Source organism: Metallosphaera tengchongensis, from assembly GCF_013343295.1.
GTDB lineage: Archaea > Thermoproteota > Thermoprotei_A > Sulfolobales > Sulfolobaceae > Metallosphaera > Metallosphaera tengchongensis.
Genome location: NZ_CP049074.1, coordinates 775,611 through 789,775 on the forward strand (window position 1 = coordinate 775,611; position 14,165 = coordinate 789,775).

At 43.5% G+C, this 14,165-nt stretch carries 11 protein-coding genes; 7 read left to right on the forward strand and 4 right to left on the reverse strand.

The window, feature by feature from the left end; genetic code table 11:
• The first annotated feature begins 36 nt into the window (after window positions 1-36).
• Window positions 37-1,254 carry an ArsB/NhaD family transporter gene (locus tag GWK48_RS04125; protein WP_174629880.1) on the forward strand — a complete coding sequence of 406 codons (1,218 nt, stop codon included), beginning with the start codon at window positions 37-39 and terminating at the stop codon, window positions 1,252-1,254.
• Here GWK48_RS04125 and GWK48_RS04130 read toward each other — a convergent pair.
• From GWK48_RS04130 to GWK48_RS04140, 3 genes are read right to left on the reverse strand one after another with little or no spacing between them, the layout of a single operon-like run.
• On the reverse strand, window positions 1,237-2,373 hold the full coding sequence (locus tag GWK48_RS04130) for an acyl-CoA dehydrogenase family protein (protein ID WP_174629882.1): 1,137 nt from the start codon (window positions 2,371-2,373) through the stop codon (window positions 1,237-1,239). The genes GWK48_RS04125 and GWK48_RS04130 overlap by 18 nt on opposite strands.
• Window positions 2,374-2,417: 44 nt before the next feature.
• Entirely contained in the window at window positions 2,418-4,256 is a 1,839-nt protein-coding gene (locus GWK48_RS04135) for a VWA domain-containing protein (RefSeq protein ID WP_246263897.1), read from the reverse strand.
• Window positions 4,253-7,711, reverse strand: a complete 3,459-nt coding sequence (locus tag GWK48_RS04140; protein ID WP_174632532.1) for a cobaltochelatase subunit CobN — start codon at window positions 7,709-7,711, stop codon at window positions 4,253-4,255. Before GWK48_RS04140 ends, GWK48_RS04135 begins: the two co-directional genes overlap by 4 nt.
• Window positions 7,712-7,882: 171 nt before the next feature.
• Between GWK48_RS04140 and GWK48_RS04145 the strand changes: the two genes are divergently transcribed.
• From GWK48_RS04145 to GWK48_RS04160, 4 genes are all read left to right on the forward strand, one after another.
• Window positions 7,883-8,554 (forward strand): A24 family peptidase C-terminal domain-containing protein, encoded by a 672-nt coding sequence (locus GWK48_RS04145; RefSeq protein WP_174629884.1) that lies wholly within the window; start codon window positions 7,883-7,885, stop codon window positions 8,552-8,554.
• A 157-nt stretch (window positions 8,555-8,711) separates the two neighbouring features.
• Complete coding sequence (locus tag GWK48_RS04150) at window positions 8,712-9,635, forward strand: cobalamin biosynthesis protein (protein ID WP_174629886.1); 924 nt, start codon at window positions 8,712-8,714, stop codon at window positions 9,633-9,635.
• A complete protein-coding gene (locus GWK48_RS04155) occupies window positions 9,617-10,267 on the forward strand; it encodes an SAM-dependent methyltransferase (RefSeq protein ID WP_246263898.1) in 651 nt (216 codons plus the stop codon). The genes GWK48_RS04150 and GWK48_RS04155 overlap by 19 nt, the downstream gene beginning before the upstream one ends.
• Window positions 10,268-10,299: 32 nt before the next feature.
• Window positions 10,300-11,115 (forward strand): ABC transporter substrate-binding protein, encoded by an 816-nt coding sequence (locus GWK48_RS04160; protein WP_246263899.1) that lies wholly within the window; start codon window positions 10,300-10,302, stop codon window positions 11,113-11,115.
• Here GWK48_RS04160 and GWK48_RS04165 read toward each other — a convergent pair.
• Window positions 11,060-11,572, reverse strand: coding sequence for a hypothetical protein (locus tag GWK48_RS04165; protein ID WP_174629890.1), 513 nt, complete (start codon window positions 11,570-11,572; stop codon window positions 11,060-11,062). The two genes, GWK48_RS04160 and GWK48_RS04165, sit on opposite strands and share 56 nt — an antisense overlap.
• 59 nt (window positions 11,573-11,631) lie before the next feature.
• Here GWK48_RS04165 and cimA point away from each other — a divergent pair, with 59 nt between their 5' ends.
• Both cimA and GWK48_RS04175 read left to right on the forward strand, forming a co-directional pair.
• Window positions 11,632-13,200 (forward strand): citramalate synthase, encoded by a 1,569-nt coding sequence (gene cimA / locus GWK48_RS04170; protein WP_174629892.1) that lies wholly within the window; start codon window positions 11,632-11,634, stop codon window positions 13,198-13,200.
• A gap of 5 nt (window positions 13,201-13,205) precedes the next feature.
• Window positions 13,206-14,111 carry a 4-hydroxybenzoate octaprenyltransferase gene (locus tag GWK48_RS04175; protein WP_174629894.1) on the forward strand — a complete coding sequence of 302 codons (906 nt, stop codon included), beginning with the start codon at window positions 13,206-13,208 and terminating at the stop codon, window positions 14,109-14,111.
• Window positions 14,112-14,165: the final 54 nt, after the last annotated feature.

A 14,165-nucleotide genomic window follows, 5' to 3' on the forward strand; every position in this document is an offset into this window, starting at 1 on the left:
AAAGTCCTATAAATCAATCACCACATTGGGTATTTCATGAACCTGGCAGCTATTGTCATAGCGTTGGTAACCTATGGGTTGATTGCAACTAGAGGAATATCAAAAATTCCCCCCTGGGCATCAATGTTTTTCGGAGGAGTAGCGATGATTGTAGCTGGGGTTATTACGCCCTCACAGGGCCTCTCGTCCATAAACCTTGATGTGATACTCTTCCTGATAACATTATTCACTTTCGCCTCAGCCCTAGAGGTATCTGGTTTCTTAAGATATCTAGGTTTCTATATCGTGAACAAATTCAAAACTCCTGCAAGAACGTTATTTGGTGTCCTACTATTTTCGGGTTTGCTGTCAAATTTGGTCACGAATGATGGGATTTCAGCGAGCTGGACTCCTGTAATACTCGAAAGCAGCAAAAAGCTCGGATTGGATGAAAGACCTTTCCTATACGCCTTAGCTTTTGGGGTTACCATAGGAAGCGTGATGTTGCCTACCGGGAATCCCCAAAATTTGCTAATAGCCTTAGACGCCAATCTACGAAATCCTTTCCTTCTCTTCATTCGAGTCCTCGCAATACCCACTCTTATCAATCTCCTGGTGTCATTTCCGATCATACTTTTCATGTTTAGTGGGAAACTAAAGGGAGGTGACCCTGCACCCAAGGAAAGGGAGTCGCTAGAGGATCCAAGACTTGCCTATCTGGCTCTGGGGCTACTTACGGTGACGGTAGTGTTATTCTTCCTCTTGAGTTTTCTAGGAGAGGATATCCTGTTAGGCTCGCTGGCAACGTCTGCCCTGCTTCTTCTTATTACTAGTAAGAGGAGGGAAGTGTTGAGGAGAGTAGATTGGAGTACAATTCTTTTCTTTATAGGCCTCTTCATATTCACCGAGGGTTTAATTAAGGGAGGTATACTCAACCTGATTACGCAGTTCTTACCTTCACCCTCTTCCATATTGGCGATTATGTTAGTTAGCCTTATTCTTAGCCAGTTTCTTAGTAATGTTCCTCTCGTAGCTATTTACATACCCATAATGACAACAATGGGATCTGTAACGCCCACAGATTGGCTAGCTCTTGCGGCAGGAAGCACAATAGCAGGAAACTTTACTTTAATAGGTGCAGCGAGCAACGTGATCATCTCGGAGTCATCGGAAAGTAGAGGGGGAAAAGGATTTGGATTTATAGAGTTTATAAAATATTCTCTTCCAGTACTAATTGTAAATTTCTTGGTCTTATATCTATTTCTTAGGCTGTAAAGCTCTAGATACTGCTAGAAGCTGCATTTCGTTGGTGCCCTCTGCAATCTCCATTATTTTAGAGTCCCTGTATAGCCTCTCTACCTTAGACCCTCTATTAAGCCCGTGACCGCCAAATATATGTAGTGCTGTTCTACTTACCTCTGCAGCAGTTACTGCTGCCATGTATTTAGCCATACTGGCCTCAGTTAAGGCCTCTTGACCCTTGTCCAACATGTAAGCTGCCCTCAAAGTCATTAATCTTGAAGCCTCGACCTTGACTAGTGCGTCAGCTAGATTGAAGGATATCCATTCCTGTTCTAGGAGAGATTTACCAAACTGCTTTCTGCTAGCAGCCCTATTCACTGCGTCTTCAAGTGCTCCCCTTGCAATACCTACTGCTATACCTGCGTAACCATTCCTGCTAACCATGAGAGCCCTAATGGCACCTCTGAAAGCGTCCCCCTCTTTTCCTATTATGGAGTCCTTTGGGATTCTGGCGTTATTGAACTTCACATACGAAACCCCTGCTCCTCTTATCCCCATAAGATCCAACTTGTGGATCTCAACTCCAGGCGTCTTGCTATCAATTAGTAGCATCGATATTCCTTGCCTATCCCCTGGATTACCACTGGTTCTAGCTAGCACAACCATCTTGGTTGAGAACGACCCGGCGCTTGTGAAAATCTTTTCTCCGTTGAGGACCATTTCGTTACCCTCCAACTTAGCGTTGGTTTGAAGGGCTCCTAGATCCGATCCCGCTCCAGGCTCCGTTAAGGCGACGGCGTAGATTTCCTTACCCTTTACACCGGCCTCAATCCAGCTCTGGGCTGAATCTCCTCCTACTGAGACAAGTAATTGTAACGCGTTGAGTTGAGTGTGAAGGCTGTGAGAGGCCCCACCACTTTCAGTTCCCAACTCCTCCGTAGCTATGGCGAAGGCTACTTCCCCTAATTCTAGGCCTCCATACTTTGATGGGATCTTCATCCCTAGAAGTCCCATCTCTCCAAAGTCCTTTACTATCTTTTCCCCGCCCTCGTTTTTGTCATCCATGAACTTGGCGTAATCCTTTACCACTTTCTGAACGTAATCCCTGACCTTCTCCTTATATTCGACTTGCTCCTTTGATAGTTCAAACATAGCTTATCGGCAAGTGTAAGATATAAATGATATTAAACTTTACCTTATTTCAGGTCCAGGTTCGTGTTAAAATTATTGACATGGATGAAAATTCCCTTGGACACTGAACTGATCAGTTGGTTAAAAGAAGGCTGATAAGGGTGCCCTGTATCAATTACAATCAAACTGGATATTTTACCTATTTTAAGGGCCAGCTCTGATAACTCTGCCCTTAAATTCCCCCTAAGTGGGACATTAGCCTTTCCGTCCGAGATCAGGAAAACGATTGGAATCAAGAAATTCCTTGAACCCCTTTCTCTGTTTATAATAGACGTTGCTAAGGCTAAGGCACTTGACAGGGGGGTCTTCCCCTTAGGGGCTATATTATCAATTTGGCTATTTATCTTAGCAAAATTACGAGTGAACGGAACGACATATTTTGCATGTCTATCTGAAAAAACAATTAAGCCGACCTTGCTCCTAACCTGATATGCTCTCTTCAGTAACCCTTTCACGATGCCTTTGGCTACTCCGATTCTTTTTGAGAAATCCATAGATTTACTTGCATCCAATAGGATCAAGATTGGTAACGACCCCTTTGTCCAAGCGCTCTTCAGTGCTAGGTCTTCCACATCCAACCGTCTATTTCCATGAATGCACATATTTACAAGTGAACTATAGAGGTCAAGCTGCTTGCCCTTTCCTTCCAATCTGCCAAAGATTGTTTCAAATAGCCCTATTCTTCCATACCCCATTCCTGGCTTGTTGTATTTGGGCAAGTCCACTTCCATAGGTTCAACATTATAACTCTTGGAATTTCTTCCCTGAAGGGTGTTATCCTGAGGTCCTGGTTGACTTTTTCCTGATTCTTGGTCATTATTATTCTCTTGACGATTACTATCTCCAGTCTGTGGGGTAGTGGCATTGAATATCTGGCTTGGGTCGCTTACCCTGTGTCGAAGAGCTAGATCTAAAGCCTCTTTAATGTCGTCTTGATTTACTTTAGTTCTTCCATCCAGGGCTGCGAGGGTCTTGGCGACCTTTACAGCAGAGATCATAGCTCTCGTACTAACAGATAGGGACAGAATAGTAGACGCAAGGAAATTCATTAAGCCATCGTCAATCTCCACGTGTGGTAGAAGCTTGGCTGCCCTTTCTATGGTTTCCCTGAGCCTGATCTCTGGGCCATCATATTCTCTGATAAACTTGTCTGGATCCATTTCAAACTGCTCAACCTTCTTAACTATCTCCACAAGCTCGTGAGAATCCTTAGGATACTCTGCGTCCACAGAAATGGCAAATCTATCCAAAAGTTGCGGGCGGAGTTCTCCCTCCTCTGGATTCATTGTACCTATTAAAATGAAATCTGAAGGGTGAGTTACAGATATTCCCTCTCTTTCCACCACATTGACCTTAGAGGACGCCGAGTCCAGAATAGCGTTTACTATCTCATCGGGAAGTAGGTTAACTTCATCTATGTAAAGAATGCCCCGATTGGCCTCAGCTAGTATTCCAGGTTCAAGAGCTCTATCTCCCTCTTTTAGAACTTTCTTTATATCTAGAGAACCGACAACTCGATCTAGGGTTGCACTTACTGGTAATTCTACAATTCTCTTTTTTCTTTTTAAAGTAGGTAAAACTTCCCCTGAGTCCACACGTGCCTTGCATGAGGAGCACATCTTAGACCTATCGTGTGGGTCACATGAGAACGGACAATCAGCAACGACTTCGATTTCGGACAACAGGTTAGCCAAAGCTCTCACTGCTGTCGATTTAGCCACTCCCTTAGGTCCTCTTATTAAGACTCCGTTCACTGTGGGGTTCGCCGCAACTATGAGGAGTGCTTTCTTAAACTTCTCTTGCCCTACAATTGCGCTAAACGGCATCACTTTTCTCTGGGTCATTCTAGCTCCCCCTCTATCTCTGAATAGCTCTCCATCAATTTCTCCTCTATCTCCTTTGGAGGATTCCAGATCCCTCGCTTCCGTGCCTCTATTAACCTCCTTATTATCTCCTCTAAGGCATAAGGATTGGTCTCAGAGAACCATCTCTTCATATCGTTGTTGAGGACTATCTTAGTAGCTACATTATTGAAAATGCTATCGTTTACGAGCCTGGTAGTGGCAGCCCAACCATAGAGGTGTTCTACCTTTTTGAGTATCTCAGTAGCCCCTCTGTACCCGAATTTCATCTGTGAATGTAACCACGTATCGTTAAGTAACTTCCCTATGCTGACCCTTTCTATTTCCTCCCTAAACAGTCTCAGCTGTGGTTTTGATGGATTAGAAGTGTCCTCATACATTAGAGCAGGGTCTCTACCAATTTTTTTACACGCCAGATATAAACCGCCCACGTAGCTGTAGTTGCAACTATCGTCTAAAACATCTATTTCATCTATCTCTCTTTTATGGATGATGATGTCCAGTTTCTCAGCAGCTTTCCTAAGAGACTCAGGAGACCTTAGGCCAAACTTACCCTTCCCGTAAGCGTATCCTACCCAATCAATATATATTTCTCCCAGGTCAGCTTCTCTCTCCCAAGTACTGGCTTCAATTGCGTGACTCACTCCCGATCCGTAAGCCCCAGGCTTAGCGGAGAACACGTGATGTTCCAAGGAGTTGGAACGAACGTAGTTTAAGCTTTCGCTTTCGTTTAGTTTAGCAACTTGGTTAATTCCGTCATCCAGAAGTTCTACGATATTCATTAAATTGTCCCTGACTATACCGCTGACGTTAACTATGACATCTATTCTCGGTCTATGAAGTTCTTCAAGAGGGATAGGCTTAACCCCCAAGACCTTTTTAGTGACCGGATGCCAAACTGGAGTCACTCCAACAGTTCTCATGATCTGGGCCACAAGCTCCCCGTCCGATCTAAAGACGTCAGTGGACCAGAGAATGAATCCGATTGCCCTAGGGTATCTCCTGTTCTTCTTGTAATAGTTGTCTATCAGTTTCTCCGCCATGATGGAGCCTATCTGCCACGCTGATTGAGTAGGGATTTTCCAGAGATCAACGGAGTAAAAGTTTCTACCTGTAGGTAATACGTCATATCTCCCTCTCGTGATCGATCCAGAGGGACCAGGTTCCACGAAGTTGCCCTTCAATGACCCAAGAAGACTCTCTTTTTCCATGTGGACAGATTCTAGCACTTTGGTAAGAACGTAGCTTTCTCTCTCAGGTAACTTGGACTGCCCATTCAGAGCGTTAATTACTATTTCCTTCGCTTTCTCCCTTCCAAACTTCTTTACGAGGGAATCCTCCTCAAAGCGCGTCGCAGTTAGAACGTATTCTGCTAGATCCTCCTCTGAAGGGACGTCGCCGAATACGTGAAGTCCCTTTGAAATTGTGGAGTCTTTGAATAAGTTCAACCTATGCTCTATTTCATGGGTCGCCTTATCTGGTTCGGTAAAGTCGATGGTTAGGCCAATCTTCTCTGACGTTTCCTTTATCTTCGCTAGCACGAGTTTCTGACGCTGATCATTCCCAGCTTTTTCGGCTTCCTCGTACTCCTCAATCATGTCCTCTAGTTTCCTAGCTTCCTCCGGTATCTCATCGAAAAGAGTAGGGGGAGATAAATGGTCAAGGAGAACCGCGTAGCTACGTCTCTTGGCAGTGACCCCTTCACCAGGCACATTCATAGCGTAAATGTAGAAGTGAGGCGTCTCTGCAACGGAAATCTGAGGGAAGCAGGAAGCGGAGAGCCCCACGCCCTTTCCTGGAGTAAACTCCAGTGTACCATGGGTTCCCACATGAATTATTGCATCAGCTTTAAACTCGCTTGAAATCCACCTATAGAAAGCTAGCCAATAGTGGGGTACAGGTAGATCCGAGTTATGAATTAACCTAATAGCGTTCTCGTCATCTTGCCATGTAACTCTCTTGGGTTGAACCCCGACGAAAACGTTCCCAAAAAATAGTCCTGGTATTACGAATTTTGTCCCGTCGAACATGTACTCCCTCTGACCAGGAGTGGGTAGTCCCCAAGTTTCCTGGACCTTATCCCTCGCGTCGTCCGGTAGGGACTTGAAGAACTCCATATATTTCTCGTAACTTAGGTAACCTGTTACACCTCCAGCTCTAGATATGTCCTCCAATGAGTTCCATCTAGTCTCAGGGAAGGCTCTCCTTGATATTATCTTCTTTATCAGATGCTCCCCGCTCAACGGTTCATTAGAAACGTTATAGCCGTCCATCTTCAATAGGTGTAGTATTTCTGTTGTTGTCTGTAACGTATCAAGCCCTGTTGCAGTGCCTATGTTGGCTTCTAGGTCCTTATAGGCTGAAGCACTATGCAATATTATGGCGATCTTTTTCTCAGAATTGGGTTTATACCTCAGGTTGACCCATGAATTTACTCTACTTACCAAGTAGTCCACTTGGCTTCGAATGGGAACCAGGACTCTATAGGTGTAGTCACCTTCTTTGACTTTCTTAATGGTTCCTACAATAATTGGCTCTATAGTCCCATTGAGCTCAGGCATCATAACACTCATCATGACACCTATTGGGTCAAGTCCCTTCGACCCTTTCCACTCCTCCTCAGTCCTATAATAATCAATCAGCCCTTGGAAAATTGGAACGTTGAGCTTGACGAGAGTCTGATTGTCCCAGTTCTTGATAAGGGAGAACGAGAGCAGGCTTATTACTGCATCTACCAAGCTCTTACCGTTCTTCATGAAATATCTCTGAATGGCATCCTCGTTGCTCTCCATTCCCCTTTCCTTACTTCCGAATCCTTGAACAAAGACTGGGATAGGCGTCAGACCCTTTTCCTCAAGCCTCTTTACGACGTAGTCCACAAGTTCTAGATCTCTATCAGCCCACGCTGTCCTATAGAAAAGTATACCTACCCTCCTTCCCGTGTCACCGACTAAACTTAGATACTTCTCTACATCGGTCTCCACTGAATCCAGGGATGGATGATATATCCCTGAAAAGGGCATTGGAAGAGGGTCTCTGTAAGATATGTCGTTGAACTTTAGCGAAAGAAGATAAAGCATCAGTTGCCTTATATTGTAATTTCCTCCATAGGAATAGTAGAGTGAAATTTTTTCTAAGGCCCTAGCTGGAGCTTTATTGTAGTTACTCAACGCCGGATCGATCACAACCACTATTTCCTTTCTTTGAAGGATAGGGGATATCTTGTCCATTATTTCCTGATATAGCTGTTCGCTGGAGAAATGATGGATGAAAACTACGTCTGCCTTCTCTAGATCGGAGATAAATTTTTGATCGATTGGATCCAATCTGGGGTACTTAATTGATAGCTCTATACCCAGCTCCTTTGCCTCTCTAACGAAAGTCCTTATTACTGAACCGTTCCATCCTATAAGAATGGCTAACTTCCCGACAACCATTTCCAATCCTGGTTAGCCTATCCATGTGTCTTGGAAAACTTTAAATCTTGTCTCATAACCATATCTTGGGTATCTAGCCCCAGACGCCCCCGAAGAGGGAGGGAATGAAGAGGGTTTCCTGCCGTGTCATTAAACTTCATATATTTGTTGCAAGTGGCCCTAAGTTCGATTATGTTATTTCATACTTCTGTGTTGGACTTAAAGTACAGGGAAGTGGATCCGAAGATCTGGTTATATTATTCCCCATTGTCCCTTTTTATCATTTTTAATCTCCAGAGTCTGAATCTATTTATTTACCTCTATTCGCTCTTCGCCGTTCTGGCTGTGTTCTTTGCATTTTATCTAGTAGGGTTCATGGGAGGTGCTGATCTTTTCGCGATTATGATCCTCAGCTTAGCTAACGCTAAAACTAGTCCGCTATTTTTTGGGCATTTCTCCAAGCTAGGTATGGAGCCGTTGATCGTGGTTTTGTTTTCATCAGCCCTTATTGTGGCTTCAGGTATCGTGAACTTTCTAACCACCTTTAAGTACACTGCAGGGATGGGACTTTACAGTCGATTAATTCTTTCGCTCACTGCCAAAAGGGTGAGAATGGATAAGTTCCTAAAATCAAAGTTTCTGTTCCCTCTGTCCGTGATAGACGAAAATGGTAACGAGAGTGTGAGAATTGGATTTTCGGTAGAGGAGAACGATAGTGATTGGAGAGAAAGGTACAGAGAACTGGTCTCCAAGGGCATTGTTTCACCGGACCGATATATATGGGTGGCTTGGGGAGTACCCGTTATACCGTTCATATTCCTTGGGTACGTTCTAAGTCTATTTGTCGGTATACCTTATAGATAAAGGTAGATAAAGGAAAGGCAAGCCATGCCCTTTAGGGCGGGGAGGAGGTCAGAAGCTGATTTCAAACCCTGAGGAGATTTGTTTTCAAATTATAGATCATAAAATTAAAAAATGCAAGATCAGGTTAATAAAGGTCGTTTGTCTCAAGATAATTGAGTTGTATGTTTCAAGAATACGGATAATAGCAGATCCACAGAACGAAGTGGCGAGAAGTCTCAGTAAGAGTCTAGAGGAGTTGGGATACTTCATTGTGCAAGAGGATCCGGAGGTTTTAGTGTACTTCTACCCTTTGGGGATTACTGTAAGGAAAATTATTCCATTCTTGAAGGAAAAGGAGACCGATCCTGTGGTAATCAGTATTACTGATGACGCTAGTTACGTGATCCCTGTGATAAAAGAGCATAGGGGAGGGTCATTCATTGGCGGGCTGATATCGGATTTGCTCGGTTCCCAACTTATTTTGACTTCGAGGACATCTCAAATGGGGCTTTACAGTGTCGAGGAGTTTGCGTGGATTAACGGACTGGAGGTTAAATCTCAGGACGCTGACAGACTTAATGTAAAACTAGTAAAAACAGGAAAAATAAAAATTTATCAGATAGATAAAATTCCCATCAGGTGGATGGAGGGATTTGAGAGTTCCGACAGTCTTGAAGATGCCGACGCTTTAATTGGAGAGAATCCGGATTCGCATGACAAACCCGTTCTTTTGCCCCGGCAAGTGGTCGTGGGGCTGGGCTACACTTCCAATACACCCCCAGAGGTGCTGATATTTTCAATTCTAAACACGATGAAATCAATTAATATCTATGAAAGACGATTAAATTTTATTGCAGTCCCGGAAATTAAACAAAATGACTTGAATTTACAAAAGGTAGGTAGGAAAGTTGGAGCGAGCATAATATACGTACCCATGAAGGAGTTGAAGGGAAAAGGACAATCCACTACCTCCAGGGTGGCAATGGATCACTTTGGGGTCAACGGTGTCTGCGAACCCTCGCTAGAGGTTTTAGGGACTAAAGTCGTTCTTAAAAGAACAAAAAGGGCTTATGGTGTAGTATCTTGTCTGGGAGTAAAATGATCAAGGTGGTTGGAATAGGTTCTGGCGGAGATACTATTACCCTTAGGGCTCTTAAGGAACTTCAAGAGGCTGATATAGTGATTGGTTATCGCGGTTATATTGACATGATAAGGGAATTCATAAGAAAAGATGCGGTTGTATTGGAGACCGAAGTAGATGAAATAGACGTAAGGATTGAGCAGGCAAGGTCCCACAAGGACAGAAGGACTATCGTAGTAAGCTCCGGTGACCCAATGATATTCGGAATGGGTTCGAAACTCTACAAGGAGGCAGACGAGATTATCCCAGGAATTACGGCTCTCAGTCTAGCTGGGAGTGTGGCCAAAATTCCATTAGATGACTCAGCCATAATTAGCGCGAGCACATACTCTATACCACTTGATTCGGTACTTAAAAGGATAGAATTGGCAATAGAAGCTAACTTCACCATAGGAATTTACAATATAAATCCCTCCACTCGCAAAAATGATGCTATCACCATAGAAAGAAAAATAAGGGAGAAGGCTATAGGTTGGACCTACTATATTATACACAACGCCATGAAGGAGGGTCAACACGTGGAGACTGGTACGGTTGAACGTCTTGATATCACAAGGATGACTATGAACTCCATATTGATCCTCAAAAGGTGATTACGACGAGAAAGAAAATTTTTAATGACACGTTGGATGATTTCGTAGTTTTAGAATACCCTCCAAAGAGGATAGTAAGCTTAGATCCTGCTTCGACAGAAACCATATTTACCCTAGGTGCTGGTGAAAGAGTAGTGGGAACCGACGCCTTTAGTTATAGGCCTGCGGAGGCCAAGAAGTTACCTAAACTTGGAAGTTACACCCATGTTAACCTTGAGCTCCTCGAAAAACTTGAACCTGACGTTATCTTCACAACTCTGGGGGCTCAGAAGGAACTTACGCGAAAGCTCCTGAACTCTAAGTTCCCCGTTTATCCCATGAGGGTCTCCACTACAGTTGGGGAGATCTTGAATAATGTTCTTTTGGTCGGAAACGTAATTGGTCTGCAAAATGAAGCGAGAGAGCTCCAAGTTAAATTGCTCTCGAGCCTAGCCGGTTTGCGTAAATTTGAAAGGAGACCATTACTCTACGTTGAGCTAGATCTTGGTGGCCCCATTACTCCAGGTTTCCCTTCACACATCAGCGACGGGATTTGGATATCAGGCGGGAGGAACGCATTCGACAAAGACCCTGAGGCTTACTTTGAACCGCCAGTAGAGGTCTTGAAGGAATTGAAGCCAGATTTGATTATTTATGAGCCTAAAAGATACATGCCTTGGGAGCTAACTAGGTTTAGGGACTCCCTTGAAAGGAGGGGTCTGAGGCATCTGCTGAGTTCTCCTATATACGTTTCTAGGGGAGATTTCTTAGCCCATCAAGGTCCCAGTTTCGTCACAGAGGCTATTCCATGGCTCAATTCCTTGGTTTTCTCCTGGATACAATCAGGGACAGGACATACCACAGGATAAGACCTAGACCAATTACGATTAATAAATCTAAGAATGTTTCTAGAACACCTAGAGAATAGTAGAAGTTGCTTATGCTTTCGGCGTTAAAGAGACCGTAAGTATATGTTATGTTTTGAGTCGCGTTGTTGAGATTTATTATCTCTATAGAGTAACTAGACTGATTTAAGGCAATTGATACTTGTTTTTCTTGATTAAGAATAGGTTGACCTCTATCGTTCAAGAGAGTGACGTTGGCGTTCCCCTTGGTAACAAGGAAAATGATTGCTTGACCGCTTGCATGCACGGTGAAATTCTTGACTATCTGACTTCCCAATGGAGGTAAATTAACGTATCCCTGATTGGCTCTGAATACGTTATTAATTGTCTGATAGCCTGAAAAATAGGTAGGAATGAGAACGTATAAGCTCAAACCAACAACTAATAAAATTACACCAGCTAAAAGTAAGTAAGAAACCACGGAGATGGTACTCATAGACAAGCTTATATAATTTGTCAAATCATTTGTTATCATGGCCGGTGGTCAAGAAATCCATAGAAATACTTGATACTACCCTCAGGGATGGTTCTCAGGCGGCATCTATCTCATTCACCTTGAGGGATAAGATAAAAACTGCTATTCTCCTAGATGAACTAGGGGTTGACTATATTGAAGGAGGATGGCCTGGTTCAAATCCTAAAGATTATGAGTTCTTTAAGGAGATTAAGAACTACTCACTGAAGAACGCGAAGATTGCAGCTTTTGGAAGCACAAGGAGGAAAGGCATTAAACCAGAGGAAGATGTTAGTCTTAAGTCAATTCTTGACGCTGACACCAGCGTAGCGGTTCTCTTCGGGAAGACCTGGACGCTACACGTTAAGGAAGTTCTTAGGACTACGTTAGAAGACAATCTTCAAATAATATCTGATAGTGTTCAGTTCTTGAGGGATCACGGCATAGAAGTGATATTCGATGCTGAACATTTTTACCAGGGGTTTAAGGAAGATAAGGAATATGCGCTGAAAGTTGTAAATACAGCTTACGAGGCTGGAGCAAAGGTAGTGGCTCTTGCAGATACTAACGGCGGAACATTACCGCATGAAGTGTTAGAAATAACTAGATACATCGCTGAAAGGACAAAGGCTAAACTGGGTGTTCATATGCATAACGATACAGGTAACGCAGTGGCCAATTCGCTTATGGGAGTGGTAGCGGGAGCAAGGCATGTTCAAGGCACCATAAATGGTATAGGAGAAAGAACAGGAAATGCTGATCTGATTCAAATAATTCCAAGCCTGTTGCTGAAAATGGGGTTCAAAGTTCTTAGGAACCCAGATGGGCTAAAGCGGTTGAAAGAAGTGTCCTCCGCTCTCTATGAACTCGCTGGTATCCATCCTAATCCATACCAGCCATACGTTGGTGACAATGCCTTCACACATAAGGCAGGGGTACATGCGGACGCAGTAATGAAAAATACAAGGGCTTACGAACACATAGATCCTTCAATTATTGGAAATCAAAGAAAGATCGTAATCTCCGAACTATCAGGTACAGCGAATCTGGTAAATTACCTTGACAGATTGGGGTTAAAGTTAGAGAAGAAAGAAGAGAAACTAAAAAGGGCTCTACAAACCATCAAGGAACTTGAGGCTAAGGGGTATAGCTTTGATTTGGCTCCCGAATCTGCGCTGTTAGTTGTTTTGAAAGAGCTTGGATACTACGAGAAGTTAATAGACATGAAGTATTGGAAAGTCATAAACGAAAACGGACTAGCTTTAGCTGTTGTGAAGGTTAACTCCAGGATAGAGGCTGCGGAGGGTGATGGACCGGTAAATGCAGTGGATAACGCTCTCAGAAGGTGTTTAGTTAAGGACTTTCCAGAGTTGGAGAGCGTTAAATTAACGGACTATAGAGTTGTCCTTCCAGGGGAGATAAAGAATACTGAGAGCGTGGTCAGAGTAACCATAGAGTTCACTGATGGTAAAAACACTTGGAGAACCGAAGGAGTTTCGCAGAGCGTCATAGAAGCCTCAATTATGGCTCTTGTGGATGGTCTGGACTACTATCTCCAGATTAATAAGAAATTAAAACCTCTGCTTACTATCTGATACTCGTGTCTTGGGATCCTGGAGGAGCAACTTCAAGCCAGAGTAAACTTTACATTTACCTAAAATTCCTTAGGATGGAGCAGACGTTCTTCAGCCTTCCTATGGCCTATTTAGGTGCTTTCATAGCAATAAGGGGAATTCCGAGCCCTTACGTCCTTATCCTTATATTCTTCGCCCTGTTTTTCTTGCGAATTGCTGGGATGACTAACGATAACTTAGCCGATAGGGAAATAGATGCTGTTAATCCTAGAACCAGAACCAGACCTCTTGTGACTGGCGCAATTTCCAGTAGAGAGGCTAAAATCCTTATAATCGTTGGGCTTACAGGATTCTTCGTTTCGGCATTCCTTGTTAATAGATGGGCCTTCTTGTTCTCCCCTATTGTTGCCCTTGTAACCATGACTTACCCTTATATGAAGAGGTTTACCGCATTTGCTAACTATCAGATTGCAACAGTTCAAGGGCTGGCTGTGTTTAGTGGGGCAGTTGCAAGCGCGGGGGTAGGTGACGTATCGCTAATCAAAGTTATAACTTCAGTACCTTGGCTATTTGTGATTGCCACAATCCTCTGGGCCGTTGGATTTGATTTGTACAATCATATACCAGATGCAGAATTCGACAGAAAAAGCGGCCTTCATAGCTTTGCCGTGCTATTAGGTAGTAAAGCCCTATTGTTTGCAGGTCTTAACCAACTCTTCTCAGTAATTTTAGACCTTTTAGCGGACTCGGTTTATAACTTAGGTCCCGTAGCATACGCATCTACAATATTACACGGACTTGTCATGGCAGTGGCCTTCTATTATGCCACTAAAAACATGTTTGGTAAAGCTTTCTATTACAATATCTACTCTTCCATAGTGCTCGGGCTTGGAATTGACCTAGACATATTGTTGGGAATACCATTCACTTAGATTCAAGATCGTTAACGTAGAATCTTAGCTCGTTACTTGAAAATTCCATTGAAC